This window comes from Comamonas brasiliensis (genome assembly GCF_018292285.1).
Lineage (GTDB): Bacteria > Pseudomonadota > Gammaproteobacteria > Burkholderiales > Burkholderiaceae_C > Comamonas > Comamonas brasiliensis.
The window spans coordinates 394,797-418,830 of the sequence record NZ_JAANES010000004.1 but is presented as its reverse complement, the minus strand read 5'-3'; the positions used below and the strand labels follow the sequence as shown (position 1 = coordinate 418,830).

Sequence of the window (24,034 nt, the reverse complement as noted above, 5' to 3'; positions counted from 1 at the left end):
CTTATGGCTTCTGGCTGGGCTGAATGACGCCCTTGACCCGCCCCTGCATTTGCAGAATCTGATCAAGATGCCCGTACTGCATGCTGTCACCGGTAAATTTGTCGCTGCCGCGGGTCATGACCACCGGCTTGTTGGTGCTGGCGCGCTCCTCATTGGGCCAGAGCTGCAGAAACTCGCTCTCCAGCTGCATGGCCGGCAAGGCCTTCTGGGTCGCAGTGGCAGGCACGGGCTCGCGCGTGATGACGGCTTGCCCGAACATCTGGATTTCCGAGCCATCGCCATTGCTCAGGGCACGGTTGGAGCTGCCAATAGTCTTGCGCCCGTCCGGCGTGAAGCTCAGCATGCGCGCGTCCTGGATTTCCAGCGTATCGGTATCGGGGAAATGTTCACCCGTCGTGCCATTCAGACGGCTTTTGAGACGTCCCGACGCCTCGAAATTCTTGATGACAAAGTCCTTGAGGAAATAGTCCGGATCGTGCCGTACGGCCTTCTCCGTGCCGCTGGAAAGCGGCTTGGGGGCATTGCGCACCAGCCACCAGGTTCCCAATGCCAGCAGGCCCATGATGAGCACCGGCAGGTACATCGAGGCCTTATCGCCGACACGGCGCCATTGCCCGCTCATGTGCCATACCCCGCGAGCAGCGCGGCATAAGCGCCATTGGCGGCCAACAGCAGATCGCAGAACTGCCGCACCGCGCCCTCCCCGCCATGCCTGGCACTGACCCAGTCCGCCACATGCTGAGCCTCGTCATGCGCATTGGCCGGGGCGCAGGCAAAGTGGCTGCGACGCATGACGGGCAGGTCGGGCCAGTCGTCCCCCATGGCGCCCGCCTGCTCCCAGTGCAGCCCCAGTTCCGCCAGGATGGACTCGGCAGCAGGCACCTTGTCCTCGGTGCCAAAGCGCGCATGCTCAATGCCCAGCTGCTTCAGGCGCAAACGCAGCGGAGCGGAGTCGCGCCCTGTTACCACGGCCGGCGTGATGCCGGCTTTTTGCAGCATCTTCAGGCCATGGCCGTCCAGCGTGTGGAAACGCTTGAGGACCTCGCCCTCGCCCGAGAAGTAAAGACCGCCATCGGTCAGAACGCCATCCACATCGAAGAAGACCACGCGGATTCCCTGGGCCTTGAGCAACAACTGCGGATCCCATTGCTGGCTGGGTGTCAGAGCAGGTCGGTTCATCAAATCACCTTGGCGCGCATCAGGTCGCGAATATGCACCACACCCTGCAGGTGCTGGCTGTCATCGGTCACCAGCACAGCGGTAACGCCATGCTCTTCCATCATGCGGGCCGCGGCCACCGCCAGCAGGTCAGGCTTGATCGTCAGAGGCTTGGCGTGCATGACATCGCTGGCCACACGGCTGCGCAGATCCACGCCGGCTTCCACGCAGCGGCGCAAGTCTCCGTCGGTGAAAATGCCCACCAGCTCGCCGCCGGCGTTGACCACGGCAGAGCAGCCCAGGCCCTTGGCGCTCATCTCGCGCATCAGCTCCACACTGCTCACATCCTGGGCCACCTGGGGCACATCGGCACCGCGGCGCATCACGTCGCGCACATGGGTCAGCAGGCGCCGACCCAGCGCTCCACCGGGATGCGAGCGCGCAAAATCCTCGGCCCCAAAGCCCCGGGCGTCGAGCAAGGCCACGGCCAGCGCGTCTCCCATGGCCAGTTGCGCTGTCGTGCTGGCAGTGGGTGCCAGATTCAAAGGACAGGCTTCCTTGTCGACACGGGTATCCAGAACCCAGTCGGCATGCTTGGCCAGTGTCGAGCTCAGCCCGCCGGTCACGGCCACCAGCGGAACGCCCATACGCTGGATGGCGGGCAACACGCCGGTCAGCTCGTCGGTCTCGCCGCTATTGGACAAGGCCAGCACCAGATCATCCTGCGTCAGCATGCCCAGGTCCCCATGGCTGGCTTCAGCCGGGTGCACGAAAAAGGCGGGAGTCCCGGTGGATGCCAGGGTTGCGGCCACCTTGCGGCCCACATGCCCGCTTTTGCCCATGCCCATGACCACCACCCGGCCCGGCAGCTGCAAAATGCGCTGCACCACGGCCGTGAATGCGCCATTGAGGCGCTCGGACATGGAACGCAGGGCGGCGGCCTCGATATCCAGGGCCTCGCGGGCCAGGTTCAAAGCTCGCGGTGCGTCGATCAGACGCGAATTGGCAGCATCAGAATTCATGCCCGGATTTTAGCCAGCCCCTGCCTGCCGGGCAGCGGGCAACATCCCTTTGGCCCGCATTTCACGCCTGAGCCCATACACTGACGAGCATTCAAAGAACTCGGGCTAGCCATGCAAACCTCCACCAGCGTCAACGACTATCTGCGCGACCATATCCGCACCGTGCCGGACTGGCCTGCACCGGGCGTGCAGTTCCGCGACATCACGCCCCTGCTGCAGGACCCCAAGGTCTTTCGCGTCATGACCGACGCCTTTGTGCACCGTTACATGGACCCCAAGCTTCGTCCCGACGTGGTCGCAGGTCTGGATGCCCGCGGATTCATTCTGGGTGCAGTGATCGCACACGAGCTCAATATCGGCTTTGTGCCCATCCGCAAAAAAGGCAAGCTGCCCTTCACCACGGTTGAAGAAACCTATGAGCTCGAATACGGTAGCGCCACCGTGGAACTGCATACCGATGCCGTCAAATCGGGAGACCGTGTACTGCTGATTGACGATCTGATCGCCACCGGCGGCACCATGATGGCCGGCAAGAAGCTGCTGGAAAAGCTGGGGGCAACGGTGGTGGAAGGCGCGGCGATCGTGGACCTGCCGGAACTGGGCGGCTCCAAGCATCTCAAGGACAGCGGCCTGCCGCTGTTCACCCTGGTGGATTTCGCCGGACACTGACCGAGCTGCTCACAGCCCTGATCAGCGCAACTCCCCATACTGCGTCGCACCCAGAGAGCCCAGGCCGGAGACGGCAAATTCGCCACCTTCCTCGTGGCCTGAGCCAGGACCCAGCAAGGGTGCCTGGCGGGAGTGGCGCGCGCCTGCCGCAGAGGAGGCAGCGGCCATGGCCACTGCCTGCTTGAAAGCATCCATCTCCTGCGCGTCAATGGGCTCGAAGGGGCGGCCCGCTTGCACCGCCACGGCAGGCGGCGCCTGGCGCGGCGCGGTCATTGTTGGGGCAAAGCCGTCAAACTGTGTCTGCGCAAAATCGGGGGTGGCGGCGGCTTGCAGCTGCCCATTCACGCGCCAGTACACGGCGTGAACCCCGGCATCCATGCGGGTTCTGGCGAGCTCTGCAATCAAGGCCTCGATACGTCTTTGCTGCGAGGCATCTGCCGCATACGCGGGGGCCAGATCCACCATCACGACAAAGCGCTGGCCGACGTTGTCCAGCGAGAGCACCTTGAACTTGTAGCCGGCAGAGAGAATGCCGACCCTGACCATGGCTTCGCGCACGATGACGTACAGCTGCTCGCGTCTGGCGGAGCGCTCCCGGCGCTGCGACTGACGCGCCCCCGGATCATCCTCGTGGCGCGATGCTGGCGTGCCATCGTCTTGGCGAGGCGCGCGAGAAAACCATCGAAACAGGGACATGAGCACACTCGATCAGGCTGTATTTACAATAGGACACATTCTGCCTCCTGGTCTGAAGCAGCTTGTGACATTGGCTGAAATATTAGCCTTTGTCCGACGTGGATCAAGCGCCCAACCCGCGCCAGATACAAAAAAATCTTCGCTCAGGTGCTCGCCACCCGGCGGCGACTGTCCCCTGCACGGCGTGCCAGTACCTGACCTGCCATGGTCAGCAGCGCCAGGGCCAGCGCAGGCTGGCGATTGGCAATTTCCGAATAACGCAGCGCTGTCAGACACCATAGACGGCTGGGCGCTGCGGCCTGCACCGTGGCCTTGCGTGGCCTATGGGCGAAGAAGGCGCCCTCCCCCACAATCGCCCCCGGCCCCACCAAGGCCAGGCGGATTCTTTCCTTCGAATCCTGGTAATGCACGCTCAGCGAGCCGTATTCCACCATGTACAGATTGCGATCCAGCGCCCCTTCGGCAAACAACACTTCGCTGGCCGCCAGGTTGATCGGCTGCAGATACGGCGCCAACAACTCCCATTGCGCGGCACTGAGCACGTTTTGGGCGGTATCGGTGGCAACCGAAGTTGTCATCGCCTGGACCAGCGCCGACAAATCCTGAGGTGTGGAAGCGAACATAAGCAGTGAGTAGAACGCGAACGCCGCATGCCATCCGGGTGGACAACTCCGGATTCACATCCCGGCCGCTCAGGGCAAAAGAAATTCATAGCGCGCCATGGTTGACCATCAACGCAGGCTGAATGCTAAGCGACTCCGACAGTCCCGCCAATCACTTGCGCCGCCGAGTTACTTTTGCACACTCCAGATGTCTGCATTCTGATCTGCTCCAACAAAAAAAGGATCGACTAGTCGATCCTTTTTTGATAGCTGATATCAGCCTAACCATATAGGTTAGCGCCCTATCTCAATCAAATCAGCCGTTGGCGCGCTTTTCCAGGATTTCGAAGGCCGGCAGCTTCTTGCCTTCCAGCACTTCCAGGAAGGCACCGCCGCCGGTGGAGATGTAGCCCACGTCCTTTTCAATGCCGTACTTGGCAATGGCGGCCAGGGTGTCGCCACCGCCGGCAATGCTGAAGGCTGGGGACTCGGCAATCGCCTGGGCGATGACCTTGGTGCCATTGGCAAACTGGTCGAACTCGAACACGCCCACGGGACCGTTCCAGACGATGGTGCCGGCCTTTTTGAGCTGCTCGGCCAGCAGGGCTGCGGTTTCCGGACCGATGTCCAGAATCATGTCATCGTCCGCCACTTCGGAGGCTTTCTTGACGGTGGCCACGGCGTCGGCAGCAAAGGTCTTGGCGGTAACCACGTCAGTGGGCACCGGCACATTGGCGCCACGGGCAGCCATGGCGTCGATCACGGCCTTGGCATCGGCCACCAGATCGGGTTCGGCCAGCGACTTGCCGATCTTCAGGCCGGCAGCCAGCATGAAGGTGTTGGCAATGCCGCCGCCCACGATGAGCTGATCGACCTTGTCGGCTAGGCTCTTGAGGATGGTCAGCTTGGTGGACACCTTGGAGCCGGCGACGATGGCGGCCAGGGGGCGTGCAGGCGCGGCCAACGCCTTGTTCAGCGCGTCGATCTCGGCCGACAGCAGCGGACCGGCGCAGGCGATGGGGGCGTATTCGGCGATGCCGTAGGTCGTGCCTTCGGCGCGGTGAGCGGTGCCGAAAGCGTCGTTCACAAAGATGTCGCAGAGCTTGGCCAGCTTCTGGGCCAGCTCGGGCTTGTTCTTCTTCTCGCCCACGTTGACACGGCAGTTCTCCAGCAGCACGACCTGGCCGGGAGCAATCTGCACGCCGTCCACCCAGTCGGCCACCAGAGGCACATCGCGGCCCAGCAGCTCGGACAGACGCTTGGCCACGGGAGCCAGCGAATCCTGGGGCTTGAATTCACCTTCGGTGGGGCGGCCCAGGTGACTGGTGACCATCACCGCAGCGCCAGCCTTCAGCGCCATCTCGATGGCCGGCACGGAAGCGCGCACACGCGTGTCTTCGGTGATTTCACCAGCCTCGTTCAGGGGCACGTTCAGGTCGGCACGGATGAAAACACGTTGACCCTGGGCCTTGCCCTGAGCGCACAGATCGGAGAAGCGGATGATGTTCATGCAGCAAAAAAGCGACTCCGAAAGTCGCCCATACAAAGGTTGGAAAACAAAAAATCTGTCTGCATTTTAGGTCGTTCGCCCTTTGCAGCCATCGTTTTTAACGGCTTACTCGACTCAAAAACAGGAGCATCTTGCGCACGCTGTAACTGGATTTCAGGCCTTTTCAGCGGCAGACCATATGAAAACAGGAGCACGCAGCTCCTGTTTTCTCTGGCCTTGGGGCTACCAGCCCATGCCGATATGCAGCGGCAGGTAGATCGCCATTCCCAGTGCGATGGTTCCAAGAATGCTGCGCTTGTAAAAAAAATACACCACAGAAGCGGCCAGCGCAGGCAGTCGCGCATCGGCCAGGCTGCCTATCAGCTGACCATTGCTCATCACGATCTCGGGCGCAATCACTGCGGCCAAGGCCGCCAGCGGCGCGTATTTGAGCCCGCGTTTGAGCCAGGTGGGCAGCGGCAGCTCACGCTCGGGAATCATGAAGAAGGCACGCGTGATCAGCGTGATGAGGGCCAGACCGATACAGGCGACGATGACCCAGAAACTGCTCATCATGACCGCGGCTCCTCATTCTTTGCCGCTGACAGCTGGCCGGCCTGCTTTTGCAACTGCTCGGCCATCAGGCCTGCAGCCACGGCGGCGGCAATCGCCACCAGGATGTTGAGCTTGAGCGGCAACGCAAAAGCCGCCACGGCGGCCGTGCAGGCCACGATGGACGCCACCCAGGTCGCGCGATCCTTGAGCATGGACAGCAGCACGCCCAGCAGTGCCAGCACACCGGCAAAGCCCAGGCCCCAGGACAGGGGAATCTGGTCGGCCAGAAAAATGCCCAGCGTGGACGGGATCTGCCAGGCCAGCCAGTTGGTCAGTGCTGCACCCCAGAAATAGGGCAACTGCTCGGCCTGCGGCCTGGCCTCGGGGTAGCGGCGCATGAAGTTCACGAAAATCACATCGCCGCTGAAATAGGCGACCGCCAGGCGATGACGCAGACTCAGATGGGCGAAATAGCTGCGCCACATGCTGGACAGGATCACGAAACGCAGGTTCACGCAGATGGCGGTGAACCAGACCACCCACAGCGGCGCCCCCACGGCCATCAGCGGCAGCACGGCCAGTTGGGCGCTGCCCGCATAGACGCTCAGGCCCATGAACAGCGCCAGAGGCACGGAAAGACCGCTCTTGACCATGGCCACGCCAGTCACCAGCCCCCAGGCGGCGATGCCCAGGGCCGTGCCCCCCATCTCCTTGGAGCCGACCCAGAAAAACGGATCCCTGACTATCGATTTCGCACGCTGACCCAGCGTGATCGCCATATCCGTCATACCTCGCCAGCGCCCTCTCCCAGCAGCGCACCAACCGGGAGCTCGAAACCGCGCAGAAAATCGCCGGCGGCCAGGCGCTTGCCACCCGCACGCTGCAACAGCGTCATATTGAGCACGCCGCTGCCGCAGGCCACGCGCACCCCCTGAGCATCGGCCGACAGCACCATGCCGGGCGCACCAGAGCCTTCCTCGGCCCTGGCCTCCCAAACCTTGATGGCTTCGCCGTCCAGGCTGGTGGCGCCGCCTGGGAAGGGGTTGAAGGCACGCAGGCGGCGTGCGATGACTTCGGCGTTTTCGCTCCAGTCAATCAGGCTCTCCGCCTTCTCGATCTTGTGGGCATAGGTCACACCAGCGGCAGGCTGGGGCGTGCGCGACAGGCCACCGCAGGCCGCCATTTCCAGTGCTTCCACGATCAGACGACCACCCAGCGTGGCCAGCTTGTCGTGCAGGCTGGCCGTGGTGTCGTGCGCAGCAATCGGCAGACGCTCGATCACGCACATATCGCCGGTATCCAGACCGGCATCCATCTGCATGATGGTGACACCGGTCTCGGCGTCTCCGGCCTCGATGGCGCGATGAATCGGCGCTGCACCGCGCCAGCGCGGCAGCAGGCTGGCATGAATGTTCAGGCAACCCAGGCGCGGCGTGTCGAGCACCCATTGCGGCAGGATCAGGCCATAGGCCGCCACCACCATCACATCGGCCTGAGCGGCCTCGATCGCGGCCTTGGCGGCAGCAGCGTCTTCGGGATACTTGCCGTCCAGACGCAGGCTCAGCGGCTGGGCCACGGCAATGCCCTGTTCAAGCGCGCACTGCTTGACGGGAGAGGCTTGCAGCTTCATGCCGCGCCCGGCGGGGCGATCAGGCTGGGTCAGCACCAGCGGAACTTCAAAACCTGCGGCCAGCAGACTCTCCAGGGCCACGCGCGCAAATTCGGGCGTACCCGCAAAAATGACTTTCATGGAACTCACAAATTAAAAAGGCAGCCGTCGGCTGCCAGGTCTTCAACGGTGCGGCTCTCTGAGGTACATGCTCTCATCAGTGAACATGACCTTCTGCACCACACCTTGCGGGTCTATGTGCACATGAGCACGCCGACCAAAGGTATTGTCCAGAAAACGGTAGGTCCAGATGTCACCTTTGAAGCTGTAGACCCCCTCGACTATGGCGGGCGGGCCGAACATGCGATAGACATCGTCGCGGGTATCCACGCCATTGCGCAGCGCAAAAAAGTGCGCTGTATCCAGCACCTGCTCCACGCGCACCAGCTTGCGCTGGGCATCGAAATCCATGTGATAGACCTGCTGACCGGCCGGCTGCTGGCTGTAGACCAGGCGCTGGCCGCCCTCGGGCAAGGCCACGACCAGAGTGGGCTTGCCCATGCCTCTTTCCACCTCGGCCTGAGGCATGCCGGGCTTTTGCCACTGGGGCACCATGCAACCCGCCAGCCCCACTGCCAGCAGACTTGCAGTCAACAGGGTTTGCAGGCGAGACAGGGACATGGAAGCTCCGATCAGGCCCGCAGGGCCTGCTTCTGGGCCTTGACCAGCTTGGTCTTGATGCGGTTGCGTTTCAGCGGCGAGAGGTATTCGACAAACACCTTGCCCAGCAGGTGATCCATCTCGTGCTGGATGCAGATGGCCAGCATGCCTTCTGCGTCGATCTCGCGGCTGTTGCCGTTCTCGTCGAGGGCCTTGACCTTGACGGCAATGGAGCGCTCCACCCCGTCGTAGATGCCGGGCACGGACAGGCAGCCTTCTTCGCCCAGTTGCGTTTCGTCACTGGCCCAGAGGATCTCGGGGTTGATCAGCGCCATGGGCTCGTTGCGCTCCTCGGACACGTCGATCACGATGACCCGCTCATGCACATCGATCTGCGTCGCGGCCAGGCCGATGCCCTGGGCGTCGTACATGGTCTCGAGCATGTCTTTCACCAGGGTCTGGATGCGCTCATCCACCTGCGCCACGGGCTTGGCAACCTTGTGAAGACGGGGATCGGGATAGCAGAGAATGGGAAGAATGGCCATGGTGTGTCGGTAAATCTGTCGTTATTGTCCCAACATTTGACGCCAAACGCTTGTCACGCCCTCAATAAACATTGATCTATCGAGGCCTTGCATCGAGAATTTCGACACATTTGTAAGACTTGTAGGCTGGCTATGCCAAGATCGGCCACAGTGCGGCGACGCGAGGGACGCTGCAGCAAACGAATCCCGCCAGAAGGAATTTCATGACCGCATTTGCCACTGCACGCACCCTGAGCATCGGTGCCACATTGCTTGCAGCCCTGACTTCGGTCCACGCCCAGAGCTACCCTGTGACCGCCACCCAGCGCTCCACTGCACAGCAAGTCGCTCAGCAAGGCATCCCCGAAAGCGAACTGGCGCCCAGCGCTCCCGCGCAATACACCGTCAAGCGCGGCGACACGCTCTGGGGCATTTCGGGCCTGTATCTGCGCCAGCCCTGGCGCTGGCCCGAACTCTGGGGCATGAACCTCTCCAGCATCGCCAACCCGCATCTGATCTACCCCGGCCAGGTGCTGTATCTGGTGCGCAGCAACGGCTATGCCCGTCTGTCGACCACGGCTCCTAACGGCGATCCCGAAGTGGTGCGCGTGTCACCGCAGACACGTGAATCCTCACTGAACGATCTGGCCCTGCCCACGCTGCCGCCGCACCTGATCGAGCCCTTCCTGGCCGAGCCACTGGTCGTGGACAGCCAGGCCCTGGCACAGGCGCCGCGCATCATCGCCACCCAGGACAAGCGCGTGCTCATGGCCAATGGCGATCGCGCCTATGTGCGCAACTCCGGCGGTGCGCTGATCACCACCGGCAAGGGACAGCCCGCTAGCTACCGCATCTTCCGCGATGCCACGCCTCTCAAGGACCCCGTCACCGGGGAAATCCTGGGCTACGAAGCCAAGTACCTGGGCAGTGCCACCGTGGCGCGTGGCGAGACCTTGCTGGCATCCGAGCCAGGCCAGCCCGCACAGACGGCGCCCGGCACGGTGGACATCATCCGCTCCAAGAACGAAATCCGCGCCGGCGACCGTCTGCTGCCCTCGCCCGAGCAGCAATACCTGAGCTATGTGCCTCATGCACCGCGCCAGGCGGTGGACGCCGCCGTGGTCTCCATCTACGGCGACTCGGTGGGCTATAACGCGGCCCAGAACCAGGTCATTGCCATCAACAAGGGGGCCCGGGACGGCATGGACATCGGCGCGGTGCTGGAACTCGTCAGCAAGGGCAATGTCATTGTGGACAAGACCAGCCCCAGCCGTGACCGCGTGAAGCTGCCCGACGAGGCCAATGGCTATGCCATGGTCTTCAAGGTGTTTGACCGGGTTTCCTACGCGCTCATCACCACGGCCCAGCGCGGCGTGAATGTGGGCGACGGCCTGCAGTCGCCTCTGCCCTGACATGGAGCCAAAGCATGGTGCCCACCGCCTCCCAAGATACGCACCATGCCTGGCCCGATGCCGAGACCCTGGCCTGGCTGCGCCTGCTCTTGACGCCCGGCCTGGGGCGCACCACGGCACGCCGTCTGCTGACCAGGGCCGGCAGTGCCGAGGCGGTCTGGCGGCTGCCGCCGTCCATCTGGGCGGAATGCGCCACCCAGGCCCAGATCAAGGCCGGATCCGAGCCTCCCGCCGACTGGGAACAGCATTGCAGCGTACTGGCCAGTTGGCTGGCCTCCCCCGCGTCGGGGCTGCTGCACACCGTGATCCATCTGGGCCACCCCCAATATCCTGACTGCCTGCTGCAGACCGAAGATCCGCCCCTGCTGCTGTTTGTCCAGGGCTCGGCGACCTTGCTGGCATCTGCCCGGCCCTGGTTTCCCTATCCTGCCACCCTGGCCATGGTGGGCAGCCGCAATCCCTCGGCCCAGGGCCTCATCAATGCACGCAGCATGGCACAGGCACTGGCCGAACAAGGTCTGTGCATCGTCTCGGGTCTGGCACGCGGCATCGATGCAGCCGCCCATGAGGGAGCGCTTCAAGCCCGTTCAGGCACACACCCCTGCACGATTGCCGTGGTCGGCACCGGACTGGATCAGGTCTATCCGCGCGCTCACGCCAGACTGGCGCAGCAAATTGCGCTCCAGGGAATGGTCATCAGCGAATACCCGCTGGGCAGCGGCCCCCTTCCCCAGCATTTTCCGCAGCGCAACCGCATCATCTCGGGCCTGTCGCAAGGCACACTGGTGGTGGAGGCCGCCCTGCAGTCGGGCTCGCTGATAACGGCCCGCCTGGCCAACGAACAGGGGCGTGAAGTCTTTGCCATTCCCGGCTCCATCCACGCACCGCAGTCCAAGGGCTGCCATGCGCTGATACGCCAGGGAGCCAAGCTGGTGGAAACTGCCGACAACGTGCTCGAAGAGCTTCAGGGGCTGGAACCCGCTCCAATCCAAGTTGAACAGGCGCAAGAAACCATCGGAAACAAGACATCCATATCCGAGCACCCGCTGCTGCGGGCGCTGGGCCATGATCCCATGACGCCGGAGTCCTTGAGCGATCGCACGGGCTGGGATGCCGCCCATCTGCAGGCGCAGTTGATGGAGCTGGAGCTCGATGGGCTGGTCGCGCGCCTGCCGGGCGGCCTGTACCAGCGACTCACACAAGGCTGAAACGCCCCGGAACTCGCGCCCCTGCGCAAAGAGACACCGGGAGGACACCTAGCGCCTTTAGATCAGGCCAGCCTTTCCGGATTCGCCTGAATCTTCTGCAGCGCATCGCGCGTGGCGCGCACCGTCAGCGCCTCGGCGTCATGCACGGCCAGCAGGCCGGCCTGCAGATAGGTGGCCATGCGCTGCGCCTGCAGCAGATAGCAATGGCCATCCAGCGAGGCGAACAGATGCAGATGCCGGCGACGGCTGTGCCAGACATATTGCACCTGTACGCGGCTGCCGTTGTGGTCCAGCGTGAACCAGCGGCCGCTTTCCAGCGATCGGGCCCACTCCAGCATCGCCGGTTCCACCGGGCTGTCCGTGTTGGGAATGACGTTCAGGTCGCCCGCATCCACGCCCAGCATCAGCTCTATGCTCTCGCTGGACAGCGGCATATCGTCGAGCTTGCCATCCTCGCTGATGTATTTTTCCAGCTCCGACAGACGCTTGGCCATGGCCTCGATACGCTCGGCCGGGATGGCCGCAGTCTTGGACATGAATGCCTGCGCCAGCGTATCGGTCAATACCTTGATCGCGGTCGACTGCGCATCGCCCGTCACGCTCACCAGCTCCAGCCCTTCGCGCAAGGTCTGCAGCAAGGTCGGCAGACCCTGGATGACGCGCGCACGCTCCTGACGCGATGGCTTGGCACTGGCCGACCAGACCAGCTCGCTGGCCGCCTGCTTGAAGCGCATGGCCCGCGCATCCTTGGCGCCATAGCGCACGGTGGCCATGGCCAGCACATCGGCCCAGGACTTGAAGAGAAAGTCGCGCACCTCTTCGCGCACCGGCATATCGGTGAGCATATTGCGCAGCTCGATGGTGTACTGGATGGCCAGCGTTTCCTTCTGCTCCACCTGCTGGGCCACGCTGGTGATCTTGGCCGTGGACCGGTTCTGGGCAAAGTGCTTGGTGAGAAAGGCCTCGAACTCGCGCAGCACCAGGGCGAAGACCTTCTGCCCGGTCTCGGGATACTGCTCTATCACCTGGACCACGCGGCGAATCTCCGTCTCCAGCGCATTGCCATTGATGCTGCTGGCATCGAAGCCCATGACGCAGGAGCCCATGCGGTCGATCAACTTGCGCGCCGGGTGATTCAGGTCGCTGAAGAACTGCGGCTCGGCCAGGGCCACGCGCAACACCGGCACCTGCAGGCGCGCGAACCAGACACGAATGGACGGCGGCAGCCGGTCTTCCGAAAGAATGCTCTGGAACATCAGCGCCACCACCTCGATGGTCGCTTTCTCCCCCGTTGTCTGGGCCTTTTGCTTCCAGTCGGCCGAGCGCTCGCGCACCTGATTGACCAACTGGCCGATCGCTGCCGGGCTGTAGTCCATGGCAGGCATGGCCATGGCCGAACCGGCCGCAGCCGGATACTGCGCCTGGAACTCGGCCACCATCAGCTGTTGCTGCTCCTGCAGCGCCTGCGCCAGGGCGGCAGAGGCCGGAGGCATGGGAACCAGCGGGGCACCGGGCATCAGGCCTGGAATGCCGACCGCCGGCTGGCTCAGCACCTGGCGCAGCTGATTCATGGCATCCAGCGCGCGATGGCGCGCCCGCGCCAGCATGCCGAGACCGGCGCTGGCGCCTGGCGGTAGGGCAATACCCGGCTCGGCGCCGAAACCTGCCGCCATACCTGCGGGCATGAACTGCTGCATGGCAGAGCTGCTCCAACCGGTCTCGGCAGCATGGCCAAAGCCGCTGGCGCCGCCCAGAGGAATGGCACCGGTAGACGGGCCGCCCTCCGTGCGCTTCACCCGCAGCGGGGCATCCTGGGCCTTGCTGACGCCTTTGGCATCCAGCAGCTTGTGCAAAATGCCGTATTCGGACTCCATCAACGGCGCCAGCGCATTCTGCAAAGGCTCCACGGCCCGCAGCAAATGCTTGCGCTCCATGCCGCAGCTCAGCCATTGCTCGACCAGATGCAGGCAAATGGTCTCGGCCCGGAACATGTCCCGGGAAGGCAGCTCATGCCCTTCCAGTGCCTGCATGCGCAGGCGCATGGCCTCGAAACCGGGCTGCAGCGTCTCTCCCATGGCCAGGGCCATGCGGGAGGCCAGAATCTTGTTTTCGACGACGTCGTCGCTGAGCAGCTCGAAGTTCAGCGGAGCCGATCCCGAAGCGCTGCTCTCGCCTGCTTGGGAAGGCGGCTTGCGCGCAGCCTGCTGCAGCGCCTGCGAACAAGCTTGTACCCAGGCGTCCTTGTGCTGCTGAAAACCGACCCAGGCTTCGCGCCACTCCTGCATCTCCTGGGCCGTGGAGACGACGCCGGTCTGGTTGGCAAGAAATTCATCCAGCTGCTGGGCGACCTTGGACAGGCCCTGGCAAATGCCATGGACCCAACGCAAACGCGCCTGCCAGCCCAGCTGTTGCGGGGCCGCAGGCGCGGTGGAGGAAGACTGCGATGGAGCCATTCCGTAAGTGTAAGTCGGCGGGAGCGGTTATGCGCCCGCCGTAATGGTCAAAGCGTCAGACCACGGCTCCCGCGTTGGGATCGTTGGGGTCTTGCGAGCCGGGCTTGGTCGGAGCCTTGACCAGATCCTCGCGCTTGACGCCGAGCCACATGGCAATGGCAGCCGCCACGAACACCGAAGAATAGATACCGAACAAGATGCCGATCGTCAGTGCCAGCGCAAAGTAGTGCAGGCTGGGGCCACCGAAGAAGAACATGGACAGCACCATGGCTTCGGTCGAGGCGTGGGTGATGATGGTTCGGCTCATGGTCGAGGTGATGGCGTGGTCGATCACCTCGTGCGTGCTGAGCTTGCGGAACTTGCGGAAGGCTTCGCGGATACGGTCGAAGATCACCACGGACTCATTGACCGAGTAGCCCAGCACGGCCAGCACGCCCGCCAGCACGGAGAGCGAGAACTCCCACTGGAAGAAGGCGAAGAAGCCCAGGATGATGATCACATCGTGCAAGTTGGCAATGATGGCGGCCACACCGAACTTCCACTCGAAGCGGAAGGCCAGATAGATGATGATGCCCAGCACCACCATGCCCAGCGCCATCAGGCCGTTATGCATCAGCTCGTCGCCCACCTGGGGGCCGACAAACTCGGTACGGCGCAGGGTGACCTCGGCATCCTCGGCCTTCAGCGCAGTGATCACCTGCTCGCTTTGCTGGGCAGTCGTCACGCCTTTTTGCACGGGCAGACGGATCATCACATCCTTGGATGTGCCGAAATTCTGCACGATCACATCGGCATAGCCGAGCTTGGAAACGGTTTCACGCACCTTGCCGATATCGGCCGGCTGGGTATAGGCCACTTCCATGACCGTACCGCCCGTGAACTCCACCGACAGATGCAGGCCGCGCGAGAACAGGAAGAAGACGGCCAGCGCAAAGGTGATGAAGGAGATCGCGTTGAAGACCAACGCGTACCTCATGAACGGAATGTCTTTTTTGATGCGGAAGAACTCCATGATCTTCCTCCTTAGTTGTTGCTGCCGCGACCGGCCACGGAACGAAGACCCTCACCCTCAGGCTTCCAGACCTGACCGATGGAGACGCTCTTGAGCTTCTTCTTGCCGCCATACCAGAGGTTGACCAGGCCGCGAGAGAAGAACACGGCCGAGAACATGCTGGTCAGAATGCCGATGCAGTGCACCACGGCAAAGCCGCGCACCACGCCCGAACCGAAGGCCAGCAGGGCCAGGCCGGCGATCAGCGTGGTCACGTTGGAGTCCAGAATCGTGTGCCAGGCATTCTCGTAGCCGGCATGGATGGCCGCCTGGGGCGAGGCACCGGCACGCAGCTCTTCGCGGATGCGTTCGTTGATCAGCACGTTGGAGTCGATGGCCACGCCCAGCGCCAGCGCCATGGCGGCAATGCCGGGCAGGGTCAGCGTGGCTTGCAGCATGGACAGAATGGCCAGCAGCAGCAGCACGTTCACCGACAGGGCAATCGTGGAGAACACGCCGAACAGCATGTAGTACATGCACATGAAGGCCGCAATCGCCACCATGCCCCAGACCACGGAGTGGATACCGCGGTTGATGTTGTCAGCACCCAGGCTCGGGCCGATGGTGTATTCCTCGATGATCTCCATGGGTGCGGCCAGCGAACCGGCGCGCAGCAGCAGCGAGGTGTCGTTGGCTTCCGCCGTGGTCATGCGTCCGGAGATCTGCACGCGGCCGCCGCCGATCTCGCCACGGATCACGGGAGCCGTCACCACCTCGCCCTTGCCCTTTTCGAACAGGATGATGGCCATGCGCTTGCCCACGTTCTCGCGCGTCACGTCCTTGAAGATGCGCGCGCCCTTGGCGTCCAGCGTCAGGTTGACGGTGGGCTCCTGGGTCTGGCTGTCAAAGCCGGGCTGGGCGTCCGTCAGATTCTCGCCGGTCAGCGTCACCTGCTTTTGCACGATGATGCTCTGGCCGTTGCGGTCCAGATACTTCTCGGAGCCGAAGGGCACGGGGCCGGAACCCATCTCGGCCGAACGCGCTTCGGCGGACTCGTCCACCATGCGCACTTCCAGCGTGGCGGTACGGCCCAGAATGTCCTTGGCCTTGGCGGTGTCCTGCACGCCGGGCAGCTGCACCACGATGCGGTCCAGGCCCTGCTGCTGGATCACGGGCTCGGCCACGCCCAGCTCGTTGATACGGTTGTGCAGCGTGACGATGTTCTGCTTGAGCGCCTGCTCCTGCACCTTGCGCAGGGCCTCGGGCTTGATCGAGGCCACCAGCTTGAAGCCGGTGCCATCAGGCGAGGAAGTGGCCGTCAGATCGGGAAACTGGTCCGCGATCAGGTTGCGCGCCGCCGTCAGCGTGGCTTCGTCGCGCACGCGGATGGTGACGTTGTTGCCGTCGCGGCTGACACCGCCGTGGCGGATGTTCTTGTCGCGCATGGTGGAGCGCAGATCGCCCGCATAGCTCTCGGCCTTCTTGGTCAGGGCCGCGGCCATGTCCACCTGCAGCATGAAGTGCACGCCGCCGCGCAGGTCCAGACCCAGATACATGGGCTTGGCACCGATGGCCGTCAGCCAGTCGGGCGAGCGCGACACCAGGTTCAGCGCCACGATGTAGGCGGGATCGGAGGGGTCGGCAACCAGAGCCTTCTGGATGACGTCCTTGGCCTTGAGCTGCTCGTCGGGCGTATCGAAGCGGGCGCGCACCGAAGTGCCCTCCAGCGACAGCGAAGTGGCTTTGACGCTGGCCGCGCTCAAGGCGGATTCCACCTTTTGCAGCACTGCGTTGTCCACCTTCACGGTGGACTTGGCCGAGGACACCTGCACCGCAGGCGCTTCACCAAAGAAATTGGGCAGGGTGTAGAGCACCCCCACCAGCAGCGCGATCACGATGATCGCGTACTTCCAGACCGGGTATCGGTTCATGATCGCGCTCTTTTTTTTACAGCAACGCACAACGGGTACGCACACTCTGTTCGAGCGCCGTACCCCTCAAAATCCACAGCGGACAGGCTTACTTGGCCGTGCCCTTGGGCAGCACTTGCACCACAGCCGAGCGCTGGATCTGGACTTCCACGCCGGAAGCCACTTCGATGTAGATGAATTGCTCGGCCATGCGGGTCACGGTGCCGATGATGCCGCCGGCGGTAGCCACTTCGTCACCCTTGGCCAGCGCGTCGATCATGGAGCGGTGTTCCTTCTGGCGCTTCATCTGGGGACGAATCATCACGAAGTACAGCACCACGAACATCAGCACCAGAGGCAGCATGCCGGTGAGCGAACCCATGAAGCCGCCTTCAGCAGCGGCGGCAGGAGCGGTCTGGGCGAAAGCAGAAGAAATGAACACGAAAAAGACTCCGAAAGAGTGAATTTGTCAGGAATAGGTCCCGGCAGATGCACGGTTGCGCGTCTGGCCAGGTCAGCGGGACATTGTATTCGGCTGGCTTGCGCCCAAGATTTGCATGGGCAGCCGCGCAGCACAGGCATTCCCTGATGCGATGAGGACCTCCCTTCCCACATCAACAGATCCTGCAAAAAGCATAGCTATTAGCGCATTACCTGTATTGTTTTCTGACTGTTTTATATTTGAATATCAGTCAATACAGGCGCTGGCAGCTATCAACTTTCGATAAACCACCGCCAGCACCACGCCTCTGGCCATGAATACAAAGGCCGGGTCGCCCCGGCCTTGTTCTGATGCGCTTCGGCGCAATTAGTTCACTGCCATCCGCCGCACCGCTGCGGCCGCAGGCGCCGCAACGCCGTTCCAGCGCGTCATCAGCGCCTGCCACTTGATGCGCGCCGCCGCCAGATGGTGCTCCTTCACATGGCCGTAACCGCGAATGTCCTCGGGGATGGAGGCAATCTCCACAGCCAGCGCCAGCTTGTCGGCCGTGAGGCCTGTCAGCAGGGTGTCGATGCACTGGCGGTATTCGACGATCAGGGCGCGCTCGGTGCGGCGCTCCTCGGTGCGGCCGAAGGGATCGAGCGCCGTGCCGCGCAATCCCTTCATGCCGGCCAGCCAGCCCATGGCCTTGCGCATCCAGGGGCCATAGGATTTTTTGAGCAGATGGCCCTGCTCGTCCTTCCTGGCAAAGCCGGGAGGCGCCAGGTGATGCACGAGCTTGTAGTCGCCCTCGAACATGTCGCTGATCTTCTGGGTGAACGCCGCCTCGGTGTGCAGACGCGCCACCTCGTACTCGTCCTTGTACGCCATCAGCTTGAACAGATAGCGCGCCACGGCCTGGGACAGCCGCGTGCCTTGCTGCAGCGGCTCTTCCGCCGCGCGCACCTTGGCCACAAATTCGCGGTATTGCTGGGCATAGGCCGCGTTCTGGTAGGCCGTGAGGAATTCCACACGCTTGTCCAGCATTTCCTCGAGCGACGGCTTCTTGACGAACTGGATCACCTGCGATGCCTGATACAGAGCGCGCACGGCCTCCAGATCATGGGCGCAGCGGCGGCCCCATTCAAAAGCCTCCTGATTGCGCGCCACCTGCACGCCGTTGAGCTCCATGGCACGCATCAGCGAGGCATGGCTCAGCGGCACCTTGCCCTTTTGCCAGGCGTAGCCCAGCATCATGGGATTGGCGTAGATGCTGTCGCCCAGCAGGGCCGTGGAGGCCTTCTCGGCGTCGAAGCTGCCCAGGGCGCCATGACCCACGGCCTCGGCCAGCGCCGTGGCGCAGCGTGCGGCCGGCGACTGCCAGTCCGGGTTGCCCACGAAGGTGGCCGTGGGCGCGGCATGGCTGTTGAGCGCAACATAGGTGCGCCCCGGCTGCATCACCGACAAGGTGGTGGGCGTGGCCGCCACGATCGGGTCGCAGCCGATGACCAGATCGGCCTTGGCCATGTCCACCTTGGTGGTGTAGATGGCATCGGCGCGGTTGGCGATCTGGATATGGCTCCAGGTGGAGCCGCCCTTCTGCGCCAGACCGGCCGCATCCTGGGTGACCACACCCTTGCCTTCCAGGTGCGCGGCCATGCCCAGCAGCGAGCCGATGGTGATCACGCCCGTGCCGCCGACACCGGCCACCACGATGCCCCAGGCCTGCTCGGCCACGGGCAGCATGGGCTCGGGAATGTTGGGCAGGGCATCCAGGCTGCCCTTCTTCTCCTGCTTGGGCTTCTTGAGCTGACCGCCCTCGACGGTGACGAAGCTGGGGCAGAAGCCCTTGACGCAGGAATAGTCCTTGTTGCAGCTGTTCTGGTTGATGCGGCGCTTGCGGCCGAACTCGGTCTCCACGGGTTCCACCGACAGGCAGTTGGACTGCACCGAGCAATCGCCACAGCCCTCGCAGACCAGCTCGTTGATGACCACGGTCTTGTCGGGCGTGCTCAAGGTACCGCGTTTGCGGCGGCGGCGCTTTTCCGTGGCGCAGGTCTGGTCGTAGATGATGGCCGTGCAGCCCTCAAGCTCTCGGAACTGGCGCTGGATCGCATCCAGTTCGTCGCGGTGGTGCACGGTCACGCCCTCGCCCAGCTTCACGCCATCGTATTTCTCGGGCTCGTCGGTGACGATGACCAGCTTGCGCACGCCCTCGGAGAGCAGGCTGTTCATGATCTGCAGCACCGAATGGCCTTCGGGCCGCTCGCCCACGCGCTGGCCGCCCGTCATGGCCACAGCGTCGTTGTAGAGCACCTTGTAGGTGATGTTGGTGCCGGCCGCAATGCTCTGGCGTATCGCCAGCAGCCCGCTGTGGAAGTAGGTGCCGTCGCCCAGGTTGGCGAAGACATGGGCTTCCTTGGTGAAAGGCGCCTGGCCCACCCAGGTCACGCCCTCGCCGCCCATCTGCGTGAAGGTGCTGGTGCGGCGGTCGGGCATCCAGGTGGTCATGTAGTGGCAGCCGATGCCGGCCACGGCGCGCGAGCCTTCGGGCACGCGTGTCGAGGTGTTGTGCGGGCAGCCGCTGCAGAACCAGGGCGTGCGGTCACCGGTCGAGACCTCCTTGGCCGCCTTGATCGCCGCTTCGCGGGCGTCGAGCACGGCCAGACGCTGCTGCATGCGCGCTTGCACATGCTCGGGCACGCCCAGCTTCTTCAGGCGCTGGGCAATGGCGCGCGCAATGATGGCGGGGGTCAGGTCGGCCGTGGGACGCAGCAGCCAGTCGGTACTGGGGTTGGGCAGCGACCATTCGCCGCCATGCTCGTCGCTGAACTTGCCCACCACATTGGGGCGCACATCGTCGCGCCAGTTGTAGAGCTCCTCCTTGATCTGGTATTCGATGACCTGGCGCTTTTCCTCGACCACCAGAATTTCCTGCAGGCCGCGCGCGAAATCGCGCGTGATCGTGGCCTCCAGCGGCCAGACCACATTCACCTTGTGCAGCCTGATGCCCAACTGATGGCAGGTGTCCTCGTCCAGCCCCAGGTCGGCCATGGCCTGACGTGTGTCGTTATAGGCCTTGCCGCTGGCGATGATGCCGAAGCGGTCGTTGGGCCCCTCGATCACGTTGTGGTTGAGCTTGTTGGCGCGCACATAGGCCAGGGCCGCATACCACTTGTAGTTCATCAACCGCGCTTCCTGCTCCAGCGGCGGATCGGGCCAGCGGATATGCAGGCCGCCGTCCGGCATCTGAAAGTCTTCGGGCAGGATGATGTTGACGCGATCCGGGTCCACCAGGACCGAGGAGGAGGACTCCACCACCTCCTGGATCGTCTTCATGCCCGACCACAGGCCCGAGAAACGGCTCATGGCAAAGGCATGCAGGCCCATGTCCAGGATGTCCTGCACATTGCTGGGGAAGAACACCGGCGTGCCGCAGGCCTTGAAGATGTGGTCGCTCTGGTGCGCGGCCGTGGAAGACTTGCTGATGTGGTCGTCACCCGCGATCGCAATCACGCCACCATGCTTGGCCGTGCCCGCCATATTGGCGTGCTTGAACACATCGGAGCAGCGGTCCACGCCCGGCCCCTTGCCATACCAGATGCCGAAGACACCGTCGAACTTCTTGGTCTCGGGATAGAGATCGAGCTGCTGCGTGCCCCAAACCGCCGTGGCACCCAGCTCTTCGTTCACGCCGGGCTGAAAGACGATGTGATTCGCCTCCATATGCTTTTTGGCGGCCCACAGCGACTGGTCGTAGGTGCCAAGGGGCGAGCCGCGATAGCCGCTGATGAAGCCGGCGGTATTGAGCCCGGCCTGCGCATCGCGCAGGCGCTGCAGCATGGGCAGGCGGACCAGGGCCTGCACGCCGCTCATAAAGGCGCGGCCGCGGGCCAGGGAATATTTGTCGTCCAGAGTCACAGACTCCAGGGCACGACGGACTTCATCGGGCAAAGGGGCATTCATGGCTTGTCTCCATGTGGGTGACCACCCGTGGCAGCTGTTGGCTACCAGAGCAGCATATTGCTTTGGGCATTCCTGCGCCAGAGGCACGGAACGCAAGTTGTTTGAGCAAAGTTTACGGAAAACGCCCTGAATAGAGCTTTCTTTTTATTGCCGGGATTAACCTAGTTTTTGAAAGAATCTTTCTGTAAATTCCGCCTCATGAATCAACTTGATCGCTTCGACTGGGCCATCCTGAATGAGCTGCAGCTGGATGGCCGCCTCACCAATGCCGAGCTGGCCCAGCGCGTGGGCCTGTCCGCCGCGCCCTGCTGGCGGCGCGTGCGTGCGCTGGAGGAGTCGGGCTATATCACCGGCTATCACGCCACGCTGGACCGCCACAAGCTGGGCCTGGGCGTGCTGGCCTTTGTGCGCGTGGATGCCGCACAGAACACGGCCGACATCACGCTGCGCATGGAGGAAGCCATTCGCCTGCTGCCCGAGGTCACCACCTGCCACTACATCAGCGGCGCAGGCACCTTCGAGCTGCAGGTCGTGGCCAGGGATCTGGAGAGCTTTTCGGGCTTTGTGCGCAATGTGCTGCTGCGCCTGCCCAACGTCAAAGACGTGCACACGATCTTTTCGCTGGGCGAAGTGAAGTCCAGCAGCGCGCTGCCGCTGCCCAGCACGCTGACGCATGCCTGAGCACGGCCGGGGCACTTCAAAAGTGAAGCGTGTACCGCTTGATCCATGGGAAATACCTGCTGAATTGGCATTGAAATCATTGAATTACATACGCAGCAAGCTCACTAATCAATAGCACCCGTCACCGCTGCGACAGATGGCCGCCGCAGCCTGGCGCTGTGAGGAACTACGTATTTGTCAGCACAACTTTCCTGCTACAGAATCGTGCACCATGGCCCACGATGATTCCGCAGCACGCGCTTCCCACAATCCAATAATTTCAGACTCCGGCCAGGTCCCTGCAGGCAAGCTGCTGGAAGATCCCTCGGCCATGCATGACGGCGGCGCGCCGCCGGCCGCGGCCCCGGGCGTCTGGACACCGCTGGCCACGCCCACCTTCCGCATGCTGTGGATGATCTGGATGACGGCCAATATCTGCATGTGGATGAACGATGTGGCGGCCGCCTGGCTGATGACATCGCTGACCACCTCGCCGGTGCTGGTGGCGCTGGTGCAGTCGGCCTCCACCCTGCCGGTCATGCTGCTGGCCCTGCCCAGCGGCGCGCTGGCCGACATCCTGGACCGGCGCCGCTATTTCATCGTCACCCAGTTCTGGGTGGCGGCCGTGGCGCTGCTGCTGTGCCTGGCCGTGCTCTCGGGCCAGCTGACGCCCTATCTGCTGCTGGCCCTGGTGTTTGCCAACGGCATCGGCCTGGCCATGCGCTGGCCGGTGTTCTCGGCGCTGATCCCGGAGCTGGTGCCCAAGCACCACCTGCCTTTTGCGATGGCGCTCAACGGCGTGGCCATGAATGCCTCGCGCATCATCGGTCCGCTGGTGGCCGGGGCCCTGATTGCCAGCCTGGGCAGCGCCTGGGTATTTGTGCTCAATGCCGTGCTGTCCATCGTCTCGGGCTTTGTGCTGCTGCGCTGGAAGCGTCAGCAGCCCGCCAACCCGCTGGGCCGCGAGCGCCTGGGCTCGGCCATGCGCGTGGGCCTGCAGTTCATCCAGGAGTCGCCACGCATGCATGCCGTGCTGCTGCGCACCGTCTGCTACTTTTTGCAGGCCGCCGCCATCATGGCGCTGCTGCCGCTGACGGCCCAGCGCCTGGACCACGGCACGGCCAGCAGCGGCAGTGCCGGCACCTTCACGCTGCTGCTGGCGTCCATGGGCGCGGGCGCCATCCTGGGCGCCATGCTGCTGCCGCGCATACGCCAGATGCTGTCGGGCGAGCGCACGGTGCTGGCCGGCGTGGCCGCGCAAAGTCTGGCCACGCTGACCGTGGCCTTCGCCCCCCATATCGCCGTGGCCGTGCCGGGCATGATGCTCTCGGGCCTGGCCCTGCTGGCCACGGCCAACACGCTGGGCGTGGCTGCGCAGATGGCCCTGCCCAACTGGGTGCGGGCGCGCGGCATGTCCATCTACCAGATGTCCATCATGGGCAGCACGGCCATCGGCGCCGCCATCTGGGGCAAGATCGCCAGCCTGGCCTCGGTACAGATCAGCATGGCCGTGGCCGCCGTCAGCGGGCTGACGGCCCTGCTGATCGTGCAGCGCCTGAACCCGGACCGCGACATCGAGGAAGACCTCAGCCCTTCGCGCGCCTTCACGCCGCCGACGGCAGCGTCGACGCCCGAAGCCGGCCGCGTGGTGGTGACCATCGAGTACCTGATCGATCCGGCCAGGGCCGGCGCCTTCCGCGATCTGATGCAGCTGAGCCGGCGCAGCCGCCTGCGCCAGGGCGCGCTGTCCTGGAGCCTGCTGCACAGCATGAGCCAGCCAGAGCGCTTCGTGGAGCAGATCACCGACGAGTCCTGGACCGAGCATCTGCGCCGCTTCGAGCGCGTGACGACCGCCGATGTGGCGCTGCGCGACCGCAAGCTGAGCTTTCACAAGGGCAAGGAGCCGCCCGTGGTGCAGCGTTACTTCACCGACGCTCTTTAAAAAAGAGCTGCTAGCGCTTTCAGTGCAATGATTTCAGATAGTTATTTATCGAAATTCATTGACTGACAAGCGCTGGCAGCTCCTGTT

Annotated in this window: 21 protein-coding genes; 5 read left to right on the top strand and 16 right to left on the bottom strand. The window is 63.6% G+C overall.

The annotated features are described in order from the left end of the window. Window position 1 precedes the first annotated feature (1 nt). Genes lptC through DJFAAGMI_RS18340 form a run of 3 tightly spaced genes read right to left on the bottom strand, consistent with a single transcriptional unit; the run spans window position 2 to window position 2,180 of the window. Window positions 2–622 carry an LPS export ABC transporter periplasmic protein LptC gene (gene lptC, locus DJFAAGMI_RS18350; protein WP_211458213.1) on the bottom strand — a complete coding sequence of 207 codons (621 nt, stop codon included), beginning with the start codon at window positions 620–622 and terminating at the stop codon, window positions 2–4. Beyond that, on the bottom strand, window positions 619–1,179 hold the full coding sequence (locus DJFAAGMI_RS18345; RefSeq protein ID WP_211458212.1) for a KdsC family phosphatase: 561 nt from the start codon (window positions 1,177–1,179) through the stop codon (window positions 619–621). The genes lptC and DJFAAGMI_RS18345 overlap by 4 nt, the downstream gene beginning before the upstream one ends. Next, window positions 1,179–2,180 carry a KpsF/GutQ family sugar-phosphate isomerase gene (locus DJFAAGMI_RS18340; RefSeq protein WP_211458211.1) on the bottom strand — a complete coding sequence of 334 codons (1,002 nt, stop codon included), beginning with the start codon at window positions 2,178–2,180 and terminating at the stop codon, window positions 1,179–1,181. The genes DJFAAGMI_RS18345 and DJFAAGMI_RS18340 overlap by 1 nt, the downstream gene beginning before the upstream one ends. A 111-nt stretch (window positions 2,181–2,291) precedes the next feature. Here DJFAAGMI_RS18340 and DJFAAGMI_RS18335 point away from each other — a divergent pair, with 111 nt between their 5' ends. Next, on the top strand, window positions 2,292–2,849 hold the full coding sequence (locus DJFAAGMI_RS18335) for an adenine phosphoribosyltransferase (protein WP_003060181.1): 558 nt from the start codon (window positions 2,292–2,294) through the stop codon (window positions 2,847–2,849). A gap of 21 nt (window positions 2,850–2,870) precedes the next feature. Here the strand turns inward: DJFAAGMI_RS18335 and DJFAAGMI_RS18330 are convergent, their stop codons facing one another. The 8 genes from DJFAAGMI_RS18330 to def form a co-directional block, all read right to left on the bottom strand. Then, a complete protein-coding gene (locus DJFAAGMI_RS18330) occupies window positions 2,871–3,545 on the bottom strand; it encodes a hypothetical protein (RefSeq protein ID WP_211458210.1) in 675 nt (224 codons plus the stop codon). 143 nt (window positions 3,546–3,688) lie between these two features. Beyond that, a complete protein-coding gene (locus DJFAAGMI_RS18325) occupies window positions 3,689–4,168 on the bottom strand; it encodes a Crp/Fnr family transcriptional regulator (protein WP_043004576.1) in 480 nt (159 codons plus the stop codon). Between the two features lie 295 nt (window positions 4,169–4,463). Beyond that, the gene (locus DJFAAGMI_RS18320; protein ID WP_211458209.1) at window positions 4,464–5,657 is read right to left on the bottom strand and encodes a phosphoglycerate kinase; all 1,194 of its coding nucleotides are present in this window, start codon (window positions 5,655–5,657) and stop codon (window positions 4,464–4,466) included. Between the two features lie 222 nt (window positions 5,658–5,879). Beyond that, window positions 5,880–6,212: an AzlD domain-containing protein gene (locus DJFAAGMI_RS18315; RefSeq protein WP_211458208.1), complete on the bottom strand. Its 333-nt coding sequence runs from the start codon at window positions 6,210–6,212 to the stop codon at window positions 5,880–5,882. Continuing rightward, the gene (locus tag DJFAAGMI_RS18310) at window positions 6,209–6,979 is read right to left on the bottom strand and encodes an AzlC family ABC transporter permease (RefSeq protein WP_211458207.1); all 771 of its coding nucleotides are present in this window, start codon (window positions 6,977–6,979) and stop codon (window positions 6,209–6,211) included. The genes DJFAAGMI_RS18315 and DJFAAGMI_RS18310 overlap by 4 nt, the downstream gene beginning before the upstream one ends. Beyond that, entirely contained in the window at window positions 6,976–7,941 is a 966-nt protein-coding gene (gene fmt, locus DJFAAGMI_RS18305) for a methionyl-tRNA formyltransferase (RefSeq protein WP_211458206.1), read from the bottom strand. The genes DJFAAGMI_RS18310 and fmt overlap by 4 nt, the downstream gene beginning before the upstream one ends. 42 nt (window positions 7,942–7,983) lie before the next feature. Continuing rightward, window positions 7,984–8,481: a hypothetical protein gene (locus DJFAAGMI_RS18300; RefSeq protein WP_211458205.1), complete on the bottom strand. Its 498-nt coding sequence runs from the start codon at window positions 8,479–8,481 to the stop codon at window positions 7,984–7,986. An 11-nt stretch (window positions 8,482–8,492) separates the two neighbouring features. Further along, complete coding sequence (def, locus tag DJFAAGMI_RS18295; protein ID WP_003060164.1) at window positions 8,493–9,005, bottom strand: peptide deformylase; 513 nt, start codon at window positions 9,003–9,005, stop codon at window positions 8,493–8,495. A gap of 203 nt (window positions 9,006–9,208) precedes the next feature. Here def and DJFAAGMI_RS18290 point away from each other — a divergent pair, with 203 nt between their 5' ends. Both DJFAAGMI_RS18290 and dprA read left to right on the top strand, forming a co-directional pair. Further along, window positions 9,209–10,396 carry a LysM peptidoglycan-binding domain-containing protein gene (locus DJFAAGMI_RS18290; protein ID WP_043004570.1) on the top strand — a complete coding sequence of 396 codons (1,188 nt, stop codon included), beginning with the start codon at window positions 9,209–9,211 and terminating at the stop codon, window positions 10,394–10,396. A gap of 14 nt (window positions 10,397–10,410) precedes the next feature. Then, entirely contained in the window at window positions 10,411–11,604 is a 1,194-nt protein-coding gene (gene dprA, locus DJFAAGMI_RS18285; protein WP_211458204.1) for a DNA-processing protein DprA, read from the top strand. Window positions 11,605–11,666: 62 nt separating this feature from the next. Here dprA and DJFAAGMI_RS18280 read toward each other — a convergent pair whose 3' ends face one another. The 5 genes from DJFAAGMI_RS18280 to DJFAAGMI_RS18260 form a co-directional block, all read right to left on the bottom strand. After that, window positions 11,667–14,057: a DUF1631 domain-containing protein gene (locus DJFAAGMI_RS18280; RefSeq protein ID WP_211458203.1), complete on the bottom strand. Its 2,391-nt coding sequence runs from the start codon at window positions 14,055–14,057 to the stop codon at window positions 11,667–11,669. 55 nt (window positions 14,058–14,112) lie between these two features. Then, window positions 14,113–15,069 carry a protein translocase subunit SecF gene (secF, locus tag DJFAAGMI_RS18275; protein WP_003060159.1) on the bottom strand — a complete coding sequence of 319 codons (957 nt, stop codon included), beginning with the start codon at window positions 15,067–15,069 and terminating at the stop codon, window positions 14,113–14,115. A gap of 11 nt (window positions 15,070–15,080) precedes the next feature. After that, entirely contained in the window at window positions 15,081–16,979 is a 1,899-nt protein-coding gene (secD, locus tag DJFAAGMI_RS18270; RefSeq protein ID WP_211458202.1) for a protein translocase subunit SecD, read from the bottom strand. 88 nt (window positions 16,980–17,067) lie between these two features. Beyond that, window positions 17,068–17,400 (bottom strand): preprotein translocase subunit YajC, encoded by a 333-nt coding sequence (yajC, locus tag DJFAAGMI_RS18265; RefSeq protein WP_003066810.1) that lies wholly within the window; start codon window positions 17,398–17,400, stop codon window positions 17,068–17,070. A 366-nt stretch (window positions 17,401–17,766) separates the two neighbouring features. Continuing rightward, window positions 17,767–21,345: an indolepyruvate ferredoxin oxidoreductase family protein gene (locus DJFAAGMI_RS18260; RefSeq protein ID WP_211458201.1), complete on the bottom strand. Its 3,579-nt coding sequence runs from the start codon at window positions 21,343–21,345 to the stop codon at window positions 17,767–17,769. Window positions 21,346–21,543: 198 nt separating this feature from the next. Between DJFAAGMI_RS18260 and DJFAAGMI_RS18255 the strand changes: the two genes are divergently transcribed. Together DJFAAGMI_RS18255 and DJFAAGMI_RS18250 are read left to right on the top strand one after the other, a co-directional pair. Beyond that, complete coding sequence (locus DJFAAGMI_RS18255; protein WP_211458200.1) at window positions 21,544–22,026, top strand: Lrp/AsnC family transcriptional regulator; 483 nt, start codon at window positions 21,544–21,546, stop codon at window positions 22,024–22,026. 211 nt (window positions 22,027–22,237) lie between these two features. Further along, window positions 22,238–23,947: an MFS transporter gene (locus DJFAAGMI_RS18250; RefSeq protein ID WP_211458199.1), complete on the top strand. Its 1,710-nt coding sequence runs from the start codon at window positions 22,238–22,240 to the stop codon at window positions 23,945–23,947. Window positions 23,948–24,034: the final 87 nt, after the last annotated feature.